Raw genomic sequence first — 13989 nt, forward strand, 5'->3', positions numbered from 1 at the left:
GTTAGGAAATGTCCTTCATAAGCTGATCATATACGCCATCCGCCCAATTCTTAGCAAGCTCGTCCAGGCATGACAGAGCGCTCTCTTTAAAACTGGAGGTATCTACCTCAATAAATTCCATTCCTGCTGCCTCCATCTCAGCCTTATTTTCTTCCGTCACTTCAATCGCATACTGATTTGCCCAGTCTGTCGCATCATCAAGGCATTCCTTAATCAGCTCCCTGGTATCCGGATCCAGTCCGTCAAACCATTTCTTACTGTAAATGACTGGCAGCATGTCAACAATATGATCGGTCATGATCGTATACTTCTGCACTTCCTGCAGCCCCTTATCATGGTTGGAAATAATCGGGTTCTCCTGTGCATCCACCACCCCTGTCTGCAGGGCGCTGAATACCTCTGCTGACGAAATCGTCGCCACATTGGCCCCCATCTTTGACCATACAGTCACCCATTCCGCTGTACTGGGAAGGCGCAGTTTAAGACCTCTCACGTCGTCAGCGGTTTTCACAATCTTATTCGATGTCAGCTCCCGCATTCCGCGTATGAACAATGTATCGCCCGACGTATAAATTCCGGCATCCGCGTATTTTTGGCGTAATCCCTCTCCTATGCTCCCCTGCCATGAAGCCATCACCTGAGCGCGATCTGAATACACATACGGTACGGAAAATGTATTATAATCCGGCGCATATGTGGAAATCGTAGACGTCGCTGAGACATACATATGAACCGTTCCCGAGCGGATCTGTTCATCGATCTCCAGCTCTGATCCAAGTGTTCCCGCAAATACGACTGCCGTTACAGCGCCTCCGCTGCGTTCTTCCACCAGCTCTGCGAACTTTAACAGCAGGCTTTCGTCCGGTGAATTGGAATTATTACACGCCATATCTATCTGCATGGACGGATACGCTTTCCCAGATGATTCGGCTTCTGTATCAGACACACTTTCCTGAACCGTCTTTGGCTGCCCCTCTGTCTCCTGTGTGCCGGATGGTGTTCCCCCACATCCGGCAAGGGAGCATCCCGCCATTACCATTGCCAAAATAGCTGCATAACAACGCATTTTACTTTTCTTCATAAGATAACCTCCTTTTAAAATCAATGAAATGATATCCCCACACCCTATATAATTAGCAATTTTTGTGCCAATCTGCCCCTGACAGCAAAAAAAATTATTTTAAGCAAAAACAGGGCCTTTTGCCCTGTCTGTTATCCACAATCCCGCAACATTTTCAACGCCTTTTCCCCAAAATTGTTTCAACACATGGTTTATATGTTTTTTTGAAACAGTTTTTGGAATCTTGACAACTGCTTTTGTGCGGATATATAATCATCATAGCCGTTTTGAGCATGCGAATGGCTGTCTGCCCGGCGGAACCGTTCGATAACCTGTGAATGGCTGCTGTCAGGAATCATTTAATAAAGAGATGCGGGATATTATATTTACATATCCATTTATAAAAAGAATCATCTGGAGGTAAAAGGTTATGAATTTTAAGACACAGGGCGTCTGTTCCCGTGAAATCAGCTTTGAAGTGGAAAACAATAAACTGAAGAATGTCCGCTTTGTCGGCGGCTGCTCCGGCAACACACAGGGCGTAGCCCGGCTCGTGGAAGGCATGGATATCGACGAGGTGATCGCCCGTACGGAAGGCATAAACTGCGGCTTCCGCCCCACTTCCTGCCCGGATCAGCTCGCGCGGGCCTTGAAGCAGTATAAAGAAGAACATAAAGGAGCATAAAAACTGTTCAAAGATAACTTTACATGTTCCGCTGGCTGTTTCTTCCGGCAGACGAAAAGCAGCGCCGGATGTATGGCGCTGCTTTTGTAAGCTGTTTCGTTTTCTCTTTTCCAGACGTTTTTCCCGGTCACGGCTGAGCACCTGCAGCTTCTCATATGCCTTTTCGATATAGGGGGTTCTTTCCGCCAGCATGTTAAATTCCTCCTTTTCTCCGCGTTTATGAATTTCGCCCACAGCAGGATCTCGTCGCTGTCCTCTTTTAACTCCTTTGGAAGCTTTGGCAGCTCCACCACAATCTGCCTCCTCTCCCTCCGCCCCCCCCCCCGATCGTTCCTCTCCCCGCCCGGACTACTCTAGGATGCGCCGCAGCGCCCCATACACCTTCTGCATGCCATTGTTCCTGCCAAAGATTATTGCAGACTACATTGATTCTAAAAATAGCTTCTGCAAGGTTTATCCTGCGCCTTTTGCCGTCCAACTGTTTGACGCGGATGACAAGACCGTGGTAGAACCGGATATAAGCGTTATCTGCGGCCGAAACAAGCTCACAGACAGAGGCTGCACCGGCGCTCCTGACTTGGATCCTAGTATAATACGATTTAAATAACCTTACAAAACCATTTTCTAAAAACTTTGTAAATAATATGGATTTTAAAATAATAATGTAAAGAAATTAAAATCGATCTATACTAGTACGGCATTTTTTAAATAACCGGACTATAAAAACACTATATCTATAGGTGTTTTCGGCTATAATAAAGTCCAGTTAATTAGTGAACGATGTACTAGAGCGTGTTTGAAAATTCATTCCTGGCATCTGCACGCCCCACTTCGCGGTATATTTGTGCCAAATTCACTTAACGCAGCCCACTGCGCCGCGTTCATTTGGCACAAATCTCCCACAAAGTGGCACGCACAGCTACCAGAAAGCAATTTTCAAACACGCTCTAGAAATTTGGTATGACGGCTGCCGGATGAGCGGCAGCCGCCAAATGTGCATGCAAACGTGTCCGCTTGGCCCATTGCCTGCGGAAATTAGAAATATATCTGTCTATACGCAACCCGGCCGCCAATCATTGTTAATAGAGGAACAAACAGCTTATTCCCCACAACATCGTTTCCATAATTATCGTATAATGTCATGTTGGTATCCACGATATCCAATATAGTTATATCTGCCGGCATCCCGTCTTTTAATATTCCTGCCATTTCCGAAATCCCAAGCGCCCGGGCCGGATTGATTGTTACACATTGTAGTATCTTTTCGAGAGGAACTCCAACTGCACTGAGCATACTTAATGCATACAGAAGTGAGAAACCTGGCCGGACATATTCACTGAGCCGGACTGTATCACTGCTGACGATATCAGGTAAAAAATTTTGCTTAACTGCCATTTTTAAGTTTGGAATACTCCAATGTACCCGTCCATGACAATCGTCCATCAGGACGCCACGGGTACGCGCTTCTCTGACAGCCGGGTGGATTGTCCCATCTTCTAAAAAAATGGTTTCCCCCTTTGTCTGATAAATGTGGGCTGCGATATCCCCTTTTCTAAGCGCCTGGAATAAATCCTTCACAGTCACATTATCCGGCAGATCGTCATAATGAATTACAAGCGGGCAGTGATATCCTTTTTTCTGTAGATGCTTACTTATTTCCATAGCGCGGTATAGAGCCGACATTCCATAATTCTCCAATGTACCTTTACACATCCGAACCTTCAATCCCCGTAAAACTCCTGAATATTTCCGGAACATTTTCTCGATCAGATCCTGCCGAAAATCATTCGGGTCATGGTTTTCTTCATGCAGGCAAAGGCTTTTATTCCCGAAAGTAGAGACATTAAGATAGGAATAGACATTCGCTTCATAACGAATAATATTACTGTTGTAAAACTGCGGGAAATTAGACGCCCCACATGTACCTCCGTCACATGCAGTTGTAATTCCGTTCGGAATACAAACCGTATCTCCATTTGCGCCAATCAGGCTCCCATACAAATCCAGATGCAGATGTTCATCAATAAAACCGGGCAATACATATTTACCGGATGCGTCAATTATCGTCTTTGCCTCTTCCCTTTCCCCTTGCGGCATCACAATCTTCCCATTCTGAACACACAGATCCCCGGCATGAAAATTCCCCTGTTCCGAATCAAACAGAATCCCGTTTTTTATTACAATATCATACATATATTTAGATACCTTCCTTTATTGCAAAGCCCCAATATTTTTTATTGATTTTCATTTTATTTGTCCCCCGCGGCAGCCGCCAGATGGACATACAGGCATGTCCTCCCGGCTGTTGTTTCGCGTAAATAACGTTATTGCCGGTTCTCCTATTTCATCATGCCTGGCAAAAGCATGGAAAAAATGGGAACATAGGAAATCAGGAATACGGTTGCAAACAAAATAACCACAAAGGGCAGTACATTTTTGGCTATTGTGATGATATCCTGCCTGGTTGCAGGAATTGCGGCAAACAGGCAGTTTCCAAAGGGAGGGGTAGCCTGTCCCACGGCCAGGTTAAATACAATAATACAGCCCAGTTGGACGGGATCGATCCCGAATCCTACCGCCATTTCATACACTAACGGCGCAATGATTAAAATAGTAGCTCCCGAATCCATCAGCATCCCCAGAAAAATGAGCATGATATTCAGGAACAGCAGAAAGCTGTATTTCCCTGTGATAAAAGAGCTCATTAAATCAGTTAATAGGGCCGGGACCTGATAAATGGTCAGCACATATCCAAACAATGTAGCAGCCATGATCAGCATTAGAATATTCGCTGTACCTTTGACTGCATCAATTGTAATTTGTACCAGCTTTTCAGGTGTCATTTCGTGATGAATGAAGGCCGCAACAAACAACCCATATACGACCGCTACCGCGGCAGACTCTGTTGGCGTAAACAAGCCGGAATAAATACCGCCTAAAATGATAACCGGCATCAGAAGGGACCAAATCGCTTTTTTTGTCGATAAGCCCAGGCTGCGCCAGGAGAATTCATTGGAGCGTGGTATATTATGTTTTTTGGCATAGAACCAGGCATAAATGATCATAAAAACACCTGCCATTACACCTGGAATTACGCCCGACATCAGCAATTTTGATACAGAGGTTCCAGTAGTTGCGCCATATACAACAAATACAATACTGGGAGGAATTACAATTCCTAATGTGCCGCCTGCGACAGGCAGCGCGGCTGAGTACCCCTCCGGATATTTCTCTTTTACCAATTCAGGGTAAAGCATCCCGCCGATCGCAGCCGTCGTGGCAATGGAGGATCCGGACAATGCCGCAAACATCATGCAGACCGCCAGCACCACTATGGAAAGCCCCCCTCGCACATGTCCCAACAATGCCTTTGAAAAATCGACCAGACGGGAGGAAATGCCTCCATGCTGCATGATCGCTCCGGCCAGCATAAAGAAAAAAATAGCCAGCAGCGTATATTTTGCGCCGCCATTATACATTTTCTGAACTGCTGTCATTAGCGGAAAACCGCTCATAAAGCACAGGGTACAAATGCAGGAAAATGAAAGGCTCCAGGCAAACGGAACCCCTAAAAATAATGTTACAAGAAATAAAATCAGTAGAACCAGAATGGGATTCATATGGTTTTCGCCTCTCTTTCAACCTGGCCTCCCAACATTATAATCAAATGCCGGATGAACACAATGATATGATCCAGAAGTATCATAAAAAAACCGATCGCCATAGCAATATAAATATGGTACGTGTAGATCGGCAGCGGAGTTACCCTTTGCAAATTTCTCATAACACTTTCTATCGTGGCAAACAGGCCGGCAAGACAAAATATAATCGCAGCAATGGCAATCATATCTGCAAAGAGCCGAAACGCCGCATCCCGCCGCGGTGATTTGAATCGGAAAATTTCAATTTTAATCTCATTATCGGTTTTTACCGATATATTGGCTCCAATAATTACCACGAACATAAACAGGCAGACACTTAGTGTTTCACAATAAGAAAGACCGTTATTCGCCAGATAACGCAGGCAGACATTTATAAAATTGACCGCAATTACAACCGTGACAGCTATCAATAAGAGGTATTTTTCAATGAAAAAAATACCATTACTTAACTTCAAAAGTACATTATATACTTTTTCCATAACTTGCTCTCCTTTTTCAGTACCTTACTGTAAAAGACCTGAGAACAAGGAGGATTCTCTGCCCTCAGGCCTTCTATGAACAAGCCGCGCTCCGGCCGATCATTCCATCATTGATAATAATTCTCCATACTGATCTTTATATGCATCATATACACTTTCGGTTGCCGCCAGCAGTTCATCGTGATCCATCTCTACAAATGTCATGCCGGCTTCGATACATGCCTGTTTTGCGGCCTCATTATCTGCTTCGGTTGCTTCCCATTCGACATCTGCGGCGTATGCCGCAGCCTGATCCACCCATCCTTTCTGTTCATCCGTCAATTTATTGTAGGTACTGTCAGACACCAGCAAGGCCGCCAGTTGGAATACATGATTTGTTTCTACTAAATAGTCCTGTACCTCATAATAAGCATTGCTGTTGATGTTGACATATGGGTTCTCCTGTGCATCCACTGTCCCCTGTTCCATTGCGGTATACAATTCCGAAAAATTAATAATCGTTGCCGATGCGCCCAACGCATTAAAAATAGCCTGGTGGATTTCATTTGACTGAGTTCGGATACGAAGACCATTAAAATCTGTCAAAGAATTGATCGGTTTGTTGGAGGTTGTCTCACGGAATCCCATTGTCATCCAACTGGCCACATGCATATTTTGCTCCGCCATCCTGGATGAAAGATAATCCCCCACATCACCGTTGATGGTATCGTTGGCATCTTCATAGTCAGCGAACAGGAACGGAAGATCAAATACACCTAACTCAGGACAAAAGTCCATCAGAGAGGACGTTACGATCGGACTTACATCACATGTTCCCTGTTGGATCATAGCAGCTACTTCAGGGATACTTCCCAATGTGCCATTTGGATACATGGTACAGGTTATCGTCCCTCCGGATAACTCCTCTAATTTTTCTGCAAAAGCATTAGCGCCTTTTCCAAAGACGGAATCCTCCGGATCTGCATATGCCACCGTCAAATTGATTTTTTCTGTGTTGCTGGCCGCAGGAGAATTTTCCGTTTTCCCTCCGCATGCGCAAAGGGATATAGCGAGGGCCGTGACTAATGCGATCGAAATAACTCTTTTCATTTTTTTACTCCTTCTGTCATCTTAAAATCAGATCCTGTTTTTCCATATCGGATGATCATATACCACTTTATCCGCCACATAAGGCCATCTCTCCCCCCGGCATACAGCCAGACAGCCATTCACGCACATCTGCGCCATCTTTATGACTGCTTCCCGTGTCTGCGCTGCGGAATGGGGACTGACAATCAGATTCGGGCAATGCAGCAGCGGGTCATCCGCCTCAGGCGGTTCGTCGCAATAAACATCCGTACCTGCCCCTGCGATTATGCCCTGTTTCAGGGCTTCAGCCAGATCTGCCTCATTGATAATTCCGCCGCGGCTGCAATTGATAAGCAGCGCCGTCTTTTTCATCATGGCCAGTTGTTCTCTCCCAATCATATCGCGGGTGCCGTCCGTCAGAGGCACATGGATCGTCACGATATCCGCTGCTTTCAGCAAATCCTCATAGTCAGAGTAATATGCCGCGCCTACGGCTTCAATCTGTTCCTGGTTCATAAAAGGATCATATCCGGCTATCTTCATCCCACAGCCTTTACAGATCTCTGCTGTCTCCCGGCCAATCGCGCCTAGGCCAATGATTCCCACCGTTTTTCCTTCCAGTTCAAATGCTTTATTTGCGCCCCGGATCTCCCAGTTGCCCGCGCACATTTCATTTTGGGCTTCAACCAGATTTTTGGATAGTGCAAACATCATCGCAACTGCATGCTCGGCCACGCTCCGGTTGTTTGCGCCCGGAGTGATGACTACCGGGATCCCCAGCTCGGTTGCCGTTTTTACATCTACCGTGTCATATCCCACCCCGGTTCTCCCAATTACCTTTAAATTCGGGCTGTTTTCAATCGCGTGTCCGTCACAGCGCGCAATCCGGACAATTAAAGCGTCCGTATTCTTCATTTGATCCAGATAATGATTTGGATCCGGATCATCTGCCACATAGACCTCGACATCTTCATCCAACAACTCCATACCTTCCGGGCAAATTGCCTGGGTCATTACAAATTTCAAAGTGAATACCTCCTTTTTTACTGACATTACTGCCATATCGCAAATGCCCGGGCCGGATTTTCCTCGAGAATCTTATGTATATCCTCTTCCAGGATGCCAACCCACCTCATGACAGGCACAAAACGATTCAGCATATAATCAAGCCCTTTCGCCAATCCTTTTAGCTCCATATAGGAAGCTAAGCCTTCCTTCCTGCCGCCGTCCATTCCCAACAATACCTGCCTGCCATATCCCTGTTCCAAAATCCATTTAATATTCTCTGCAATTTCTGTATCCGGGCGATATTGAGCCTTATCCGCCTCTTCAAAGCAGAGGTAAGCGCCGCGATCTAATAACATTTTATAATAATAGCGATCCGGGTTTCTCTGTACATGGCAGATAATGGTATGTTCCGGGTTTCCCTGATTTTTCTCAATAATATCTAATAGTTCCGGTCCCATCGTCCCAAAATCCGTGTGAACTGAAATGGGACAGCCCGTAGCGTTTTGTGTCTGCGCCGCTACCTTCAATGCTTTCTGTTCCAGGTCTGTAATTACGCGATAGCTTGTGCCTGCTTTAATTAACCCTGCCTTTGCCTGAACACGTTCCACAACAGGGCCATTATAGCTGTGCCGATCCATTCCCTCTGTAATTTCCGCTATCATCATGTCCACTACTTTAGACGTATCAACCGTAGCCAAAAAAGAAGTCCGCGGATCATACAGGCTTCCTTTCTGAAAACCGGTTGTCATCACAATATTTCCCTGCCCCTCGAAACACGCTGCCAATTCCATCATCTTTGGCACATTCCTCCCACAGCCAATTGGATCCATACATATCATCGTATGTCCCCCTGCATCTAAAAAAGCCTTAAACTCTTTTTTAGATGCCTCCAAATCATCCATTAAGAAAGCAGGGTCAAGATTTACCTCCGGGCCGCCGCTTCGGATTAAGTGGTCATGGCTGTCGGTAACTCCTATTTTCTTTGCTGGAATATCGCCCAGCACAGTACGAATCACATTCATTATCCTATCACTCCATAAATCAGATCAGGAAGCCATGTAGTCACAAACGGAACATAGCTTACTAACATCAGCAGCGCAAAGAGAAGCACATAAAATACCCGGCAGTCTTTTATAAATTCTTCTGTAGTACACTTCGTTACACCGCAGGTCACAAACATCAGATTGCCCATGGGCGGAGTCAGTGAACCTATGGCCATATTGAAAATAAACACAATCCCAAAGTGAACCGGATCAATTCCAAATGCGGCTGCTACGGGGGCCAGCATAGGCGCCAGCACAATTTGGGCGGCTGTGGCTTCGATAAACATACCAACTATCAAAAGGAACAGATTCACCAACATCAGGAATACATATTTATTGTGACAGAGAGAAATCAGAAAATGGGTCATATTCTGCGGAACATTTTCCCATGTCAGGATCCAGGAAAAGCAGGTAGCCGCCCCTACTATCAACATAATCGAAGCCGTCGTTGATACGGTTTCTTTGATACAGTCCAAAATATTGTCCATGCGGATTTCATGGTAAATCATTCCAAGAAGGAGCGCATAGAAAATAGCGATCGCACCGGCCTCAGTCGGCGTAAAGATGCCTAAACGGATTCCTCCAATAATGATAATCGGCAGACACAGAGGAAGAATCGCAGGCATAAACACCTTCCACAGTTCCCTGCCGGTTGCGCGCCGCTCCTGCAGGCGCGGAATCTGATGGGTCTTAGAATAACGCGATACGACTACCATCATTAAAATGCATAATATAACAGCAGGGCCAATTCCTGCCACAAACAGGCGTCCAATAGACGTGCCCGTTACGGATCCATATATAATAGCTGCGATTCCGGGCGGAATCAGCGGCGTAATCATGGAGGAGGCAGCCGTAATTGCAGAGGCAAATCCGTTTGGATATCCGCTTTTCCGCATGTCAGGCACTAATAATTTGGCTTCCATGGCCGCGTCGGCCAGCGAAGAGCCGGACATGCCGCCCATTAAAGTAGATAATACAATATTAACCTGCCCAAGGCCGCCATACATGTGTCCCGTCAGAACCTTACAGAAATTTAGCATACGGTCGGTAATTCCACAATAATTCATCAATGCGCCTGTAGCTACGAAAAAGGGGATGGCAAGCATCGCAACCGACTGCATACCGCTGATTTCCCGCTGAACAGCCAGCACCGCTGTAATTCCGGATCCCGGATTGGCAAGCGCATAGGCTAAACATGCTCCAGTAATGGAAGCAAACACTGGTACGTTTAAAAACAACAGTACCAACAGAACAACTGCTGAAATTGCAATTGGCGACATTATGCCTCCCCTCCCTTCTCCAGCTCTTTTCCCTTTTGAAAGAATTCTTTTACAATTATACATGTATATTGAATCATCATCAAAATACACCCGATAGGCGCTGCGATATCAATATAGGAGTATTTTATTTTAAAATAAGGCGTCACTTTTCTGGTCACTGATTTTGTCAGCTCCCATCCGCCAAACGTCAGATAAAATAAAACCACCATTGTAACTACATAACAAAATATATCAAGTATACGGCGTTTATCCGGTTTCAGGCGGTTTGCTATTAAATCAATGCTTACCTGCCCGCCTGTGCGAAACGCAACGCTTCCTCCCAGGAAGATCGTCCACACAAAACAGAAAAGTTGCATTTCTTCCAGCCACGCAAAGGGCTGTCCTACCACCTTACGCATAATAACGCCGGCCACCGTCATCAGCACAAGGGCGCATAATGAAATTCCGGCAACAATTACATCTAAGTTTCCGGCAAATCTTTGTAGTTTCTTCATAAGGGCCTCCTTATTTTGTACGGATCAGAAGCAGAGCATCCCTGTTTCTGATCCGTACCTTCACCCCATCAGAAAATCATTCATTTATGATGGTTTGAATCTTGTCATAGACACCTTTTGTCCAAGTACTATTTTCCTCATAGTCATAATATAACTGTTCGCTGGCTTCTCTAAATCCGGCTAAGGCATTGTCGTCCAATGTATAAATGGTACAGCCTGCTTCTTCTAATGCGGTCTGCATTTCCTGGCTTACCTGCCCGTATAACTCATTGTTATACTCAGCCGCCTCCTGTCCGCACTCCAGAATCACCTGCCGGTATTCCTCCGGAAGGGAATTCCAGAAGCTTTCCCCTACAACAAAGTTAGAAAATGTCATCTGATGATTTGTCATGGTAACATTCTTACATACCTCCTGGAAGGCGTTGTTATACAGTGTTGTCAGAGGATTCTCAACTCCGTCTACCACACCCTGCTGCAGGCTGGTATACACCTCCCCCAGCGCCATGGGCGTGGAAGCCGCTCCCAGATTGTTAAACATCGTAACCGAAATATCATTATTAGGCACCCGGATTTTAAGTCCCTTTAAATCGCCCAGCGATGTCACAGGATTTTTTGTCATTAACTGGCGCTCCCCATAGATCCAGTTCGTGGAAATAATTTCAAGCCCCTCCTGGCGAAGCAGTTCTTCCTGCTCTGCCCACCAATCGCTGGAAGTGATTTTATACATAGCATCCCAGTCTGTAAATAAGAACGGCCCCATTACGACTCCGAAATCAGGAACATAGTCCATCAGATAGGAGCCATCTGCAATTGTACATACATTTTGCCCTAAAAGCATCATTTCAATCAAGTCTGCCTTTACGCCAAGCTGGCTGGATGGATATACCTCAATCTTTACAGCGCCATTTGTTTTTTCACTGACCAGTTCAGCCCATCTGTCACAGCCGTCATCAATCGGATCGCCATCGACCTGTTCATGACAAAGCTTCAGTACATACTGCGCCTTGCTGCCGTCTGATTTGTTAGCTGTATCAGCCGTTGTGGAGGCGCTTTCCTCTGCGGCGCTTCCGGTTTCCTGTTGATTAGAAGAACACGCTGTCGCTCCAAATACCAAAGACAGCGATAACGCTGCTGCAATAAACCGTTTCATAACCTTCCTCCTTTTTTATTCCTGTTTTTTACTCTTTGCCAGCCGGAGCCCATAATCGATCGCATTTTGCAGGCTCCGTTCATTCGCCGTGCCCTGCCCGGCCTGGTCAAAGGCGGTGCCGTGATCCACGGATGCGCGGACGATGGGCAGGCCCAGGGTAATATTGACCCCTGCCACGGCATCCCACTTCTTTTCCCTTTCGTTATATACAAATCCGACCACCTTCAGCGGGATATGGCCCTGGTCGTGGTACATAGCCACTACGATATCATACCAGCCGCCCCTGGCCTTGGAGAAGATGGTATCCGGCGGAACCGGCCCGTCCGCGTCGATTCCCTGCGCCCTGGCCGCCTCGATGGCAGGCCGGATCTCCTCGATCTCCTCGCGGCCGAAGAGGCCGTTCTCGCCGCTGTGCGGGTTTAAGCCTGCCACGCCGACGCAGGGCTTTTCGATTCCCAGATCGCGGCATGCCTGATGCGCAATCCGGATCACCTCCAGCACCCTGTCCTTTTTTACCCGGTCGCATGCCTCCCGGAGGGAAACGTGCGTGGATACGTGGACGACGCGCAGATTTTCGTGGGCCAGCATCATGGTGTACTTTTTGGTTCCTGTAAATTCCGCGTAGACCTCCGTGTGCCCGGAATAATGATGGCCGGCAAGATTAATTGCTTCCTTATTAAATGCGTTCGTAACCGTGCCGTCGATCTCGCCCGCCATGGCGAGCTGTATCACCTTTTTCACATACTGGAAAGCGGCGTCTCCGGCGGCTGCCGATACGCGGCCCCTTTCAAGCGTTTCGGGATCTACGAGCTTCATGTCGTATACGTCGATGGTCCCGGCCTCGAACAATGCCTCGCCCACTGAGGAGACAGGATGTATCTTTATATCCTCCCTCCCCACAATGCGGCAGGCCGCCTCCAGCACGCCCGCGTCGCCGATCACCAGGGGGCGGCAGTTGTCGTACACATCCTTTGCCGCCAGGGCCTTTACAGTGATCTCCGGCCCGATGCTGGCCGGATCCCCCATGGTGATCCCAAGAATCAGCCTTTCACACATCTGCACATCCCCTTTGCCTCATTTTCTTTAAGAACTGCCCTGATGGCCTCGATTCCTTCCTCAGGAACCTGGTTGAACGGGGCGCGGCATCTGCCTACCGGATAGCCGAGCAGGCTTACGGCGGTCTTTACAATGGTGTTTGGATTGCCGTATCTGAAGCAGTTGCGGAAGGAACGTATGCTGTCCTGGGCCGCCCTGGCCTTTTCCAGATCGCCTGCCATAAAGGCGTCGTAAATGGATGCCATCACCTCCGGAAATACGTTCGCGCAGCCCGCTATCCCTCCGGCGCCGCCGGCTAAGAGGTTCCAGAGTATCAGGGAATCATTGCCGGATAATACGGCGAAATCTTCGCTGTCCCTGGTCTGCTCAATATACTGCAGCATGTTGTCAAAATTGCCGGAGCTGTCCTTTGCGCCCACGATATTATCGATTTTGCTAAGCTTCGCTACTGTGGCCGGGGCCAGCGCATTTCCGGTCCTGGCCGGGATGTTATAGAGCACGATCGGCATATCCACCGCCGCGGCAACGGCTTTATAGTGCTCATAGAGCTCGTTCTGGGAAGCGGCCGCAAAGGACGGGGTGATGATGGAAAGCACGTCCGCGCCCAGCTCCATGGCCATTTTAGACTGGCGGATCGTATCCTTTGTGCTGATACAGCCTGTCCCCGCATACACCGGTACGCGCCCCTTTGTCTCGTCAATGACGATGCGCAGCACCTGTTCCTTTTCCTGCTCGTTTAAAATATAGCCTTCCCCGTTTGTGCCAAATGGGAAGAGGCCGTGGACGCCGCCCTCGATCTGCCGGTTGACCTGATTTCTGAGCTCTGCTTCGTTGACGGATTCATCCTCGTTCATTGGCGTGATAATGGGTGGGATAATTCCTTTGATTTCTACTGGTTTCATTGCTCTCCTCCTGATTTTGCGCAACCCTTCAGCCTGCGGGAGCACTAGTACATCGTTGTATTAATTCGCGAGTAAAAAGCGCTTGATATTCGTGTCATCTGT

14 protein-coding genes and 1 pseudogene are annotated in these 13989 nt (G+C 47.3%); 3 read left to right on the forward strand and 12 right to left on the reverse strand.

The window, feature by feature from the left end; genetic code table 11:
• Nucleotide 1: 1 nt before the first annotated feature.
• Nucleotides 2-1081: a TRAP transporter substrate-binding protein gene (locus NFS31_RS07785; RefSeq protein WP_251493228.1), complete on the reverse strand. Its 1080-nt coding sequence runs from the start codon at nucleotides 1079-1081 to the stop codon at nucleotides 2-4.
• A 409-nt stretch (nucleotides 1082-1490) separates the two neighbouring features.
• On the opposite strand from NFS31_RS07785, the gene NFS31_RS07790 reads away from it, so the two are divergent.
• The 3 genes and pseudogenes from NFS31_RS07790 (at nucleotide 1491) to NFS31_RS27440 (ending at nucleotide 2709) form a co-directional block, all read left to right on the forward strand.
• A complete protein-coding gene (locus NFS31_RS07790; RefSeq protein WP_251493230.1) occupies nucleotides 1491-1745 on the forward strand; it encodes a TIGR03905 family TSCPD domain-containing protein in 255 nt (84 codons plus the stop codon).
• Nucleotides 1746-2157: 412 nt separating this feature from the next.
• Nucleotides 2158-2322, forward strand: a pseudogene (locus NFS31_RS27435) (Uma2 family endonuclease); the annotation flags it as partial.
• Between the two features lie 219 nt (nucleotides 2323-2541).
• Entirely contained in the window at nucleotides 2542-2709 is a 168-nt protein-coding gene (locus NFS31_RS27440; RefSeq protein ID WP_416389435.1) for a DUF6783 domain-containing protein, read from the forward strand.
• A gap of 71 nt (nucleotides 2710-2780) precedes the next feature.
• On the opposite strand, the gene NFS31_RS07800 is transcribed toward NFS31_RS27440, so the two are convergent.
• The 11 genes from NFS31_RS07800 to dapA all read right to left on the reverse strand — a co-directional run bounded on the left by NFS31_RS07800 (nucleotide 2781) and on the right by dapA (nucleotide 13887).
• Nucleotides 2781-3842: an amidohydrolase family protein gene (locus NFS31_RS07800; protein ID WP_251493232.1), complete on the reverse strand. Its 1062-nt coding sequence runs from the start codon at nucleotides 3840-3842 to the stop codon at nucleotides 2781-2783.
• Nucleotides 3843-4084: 242 nt separating this feature from the next.
• A complete protein-coding gene (locus tag NFS31_RS07805) occupies nucleotides 4085-5365 on the reverse strand; it encodes a TRAP transporter large permease (RefSeq protein ID WP_251493234.1) in 1281 nt (426 codons plus the stop codon).
• Entirely contained in the window at nucleotides 5362-5886 is a 525-nt protein-coding gene (locus tag NFS31_RS07810; protein WP_251493236.1) for a TRAP transporter small permease, read from the reverse strand. The genes NFS31_RS07805 and NFS31_RS07810 overlap by 4 nt, the downstream gene beginning before the upstream one ends.
• A gap of 99 nt (nucleotides 5887-5985) precedes the next feature.
• Nucleotides 5986-6975 carry a TRAP transporter substrate-binding protein gene (locus tag NFS31_RS07815; RefSeq protein WP_251493238.1) on the reverse strand — a complete coding sequence of 330 codons (990 nt, stop codon included), beginning with the start codon at nucleotides 6973-6975 and terminating at the stop codon, nucleotides 5986-5988.
• Nucleotides 6976-7002: 27 nt separating this feature from the next.
• The gene (locus NFS31_RS07820) at nucleotides 7003-7980 is read right to left on the reverse strand and encodes a hydroxyacid dehydrogenase (RefSeq protein ID WP_251493239.1); all 978 of its coding nucleotides are present in this window, start codon (nucleotides 7978-7980) and stop codon (nucleotides 7003-7005) included.
• Between the two features lie 26 nt (nucleotides 7981-8006).
• The gene (locus NFS31_RS07825) at nucleotides 8007-8984 is read right to left on the reverse strand and encodes a phosphotriesterase family protein (RefSeq protein ID WP_251493241.1); all 978 of its coding nucleotides are present in this window, start codon (nucleotides 8982-8984) and stop codon (nucleotides 8007-8009) included.
• Nucleotides 8984-10285 (reverse strand): TRAP transporter large permease, encoded by a 1302-nt coding sequence (locus NFS31_RS07830; RefSeq protein ID WP_251493243.1) that lies wholly within the window; start codon nucleotides 10283-10285, stop codon nucleotides 8984-8986. The genes NFS31_RS07825 and NFS31_RS07830 overlap by 1 nt, the downstream gene beginning before the upstream one ends.
• A complete protein-coding gene (locus tag NFS31_RS07835; protein ID WP_251493245.1) occupies nucleotides 10285-10779 on the reverse strand; it encodes a TRAP transporter small permease in 495 nt (164 codons plus the stop codon). Before NFS31_RS07835 ends, NFS31_RS07830 begins: the two co-directional genes overlap by 1 nt.
• 76 nt (nucleotides 10780-10855) lie before the next feature.
• Nucleotides 10856-11929: a C4-dicarboxylate TRAP transporter substrate-binding protein gene (locus NFS31_RS07840; RefSeq protein ID WP_251493247.1), complete on the reverse strand. Its 1074-nt coding sequence runs from the start codon at nucleotides 11927-11929 to the stop codon at nucleotides 10856-10858.
• Nucleotides 11930-11944: 15 nt separating this feature from the next.
• Complete coding sequence (gene pdxA, locus NFS31_RS07845) at nucleotides 11945-12955, reverse strand: 4-hydroxythreonine-4-phosphate dehydrogenase PdxA (protein ID WP_334303057.1); 1011 nt, start codon at nucleotides 12953-12955, stop codon at nucleotides 11945-11947.
• A 14-nt stretch (nucleotides 12956-12969) separates the two neighbouring features.
• Entirely contained in the window at nucleotides 12970-13887 is a 918-nt protein-coding gene (gene dapA, locus NFS31_RS07850) for a 4-hydroxy-tetrahydrodipicolinate synthase (RefSeq protein ID WP_251493251.1), read from the reverse strand.
• Nucleotides 13888-13989 lie beyond the last annotated feature (102 nt).

Source organism: Otoolea muris, assembly GCF_943193115.1.
Lineage (GTDB): Bacteria > Bacillota > Clostridia > Lachnospirales > Lachnospiraceae > Otoolea > Otoolea muris.

Excerpts from the sequence above, each read along its gene's own strand:
- NFS31_RS07810 (WP_251493236.1), bottom strand. The coding sequence starts at position 5,886 with ATGGAAAAAGTATATAATGTACTTTTGAAGTTAAGTAATGGTATTTTT.
- NFS31_RS07825 (WP_251493241.1), bottom strand. The coding sequence starts at position 8,984 with ATGAATGTGATTCGTACTGTGCTGGGCGATATTCCAGCAAAGAAAATA.
- NFS31_RS07790 (WP_251493230.1), top strand. The coding sequence starts at position 1,491 with ATGAATTTTAAGACACAGGGCGTCTGTTCCCGTGAAATCAGCTTTGAA.
- NFS31_RS07830 (WP_251493243.1), bottom strand. The coding sequence starts at position 10,285 with ATGTCGCCAATTGCAATTTCAGCAGTTGTTCTGTTGGTACTGTTGTTT.
- NFS31_RS07785 (WP_251493228.1), bottom strand. The coding sequence starts at position 1,081 with ATGAAGAAAAGTAAAATGCGTTGTTATGCAGCTATTTTGGCAATGGTA.
- NFS31_RS07835 (WP_251493245.1), bottom strand. The coding sequence starts at position 10,779 with ATGAAGAAACTACAAAGATTTGCCGGAAACTTAGATGTAATTGTTGCC.
- NFS31_RS07800 (WP_251493232.1), bottom strand. The coding sequence starts at position 3,842 with ATGCCGCAAGGGGAAAGGGAAGAGGCAAAGACGATAATTGACGCATCC.
- NFS31_RS07840 (WP_251493247.1), bottom strand. The coding sequence starts at position 11,929 with ATGAAACGGTTTATTGCAGCAGCGTTATCGCTGTCTTTGGTATTTGGA.
- NFS31_RS07805 (WP_251493234.1), bottom strand. The coding sequence starts at position 5,365 with ATGAATCCCATTCTGGTTCTACTGATTTTATTTCTTGTAACATTATTT.
- pdxA (WP_334303057.1), bottom strand. The coding sequence starts at position 12,955 with ATGGGGGATCCGGCCAGCATCGGGCCGGAGATCACTGTAAAGGCCCTG.
- NFS31_RS07815 (WP_251493238.1), bottom strand. The coding sequence starts at position 6,975 with ATGAAAAGAGTTATTTCGATCGCATTAGTCACGGCCCTCGCTATATCC.
- dapA (WP_251493251.1), bottom strand. The coding sequence starts at position 13,887 with ATGAAACCAGTAGAAATCAAAGGAATTATCCCACCCATTATCACGCCA.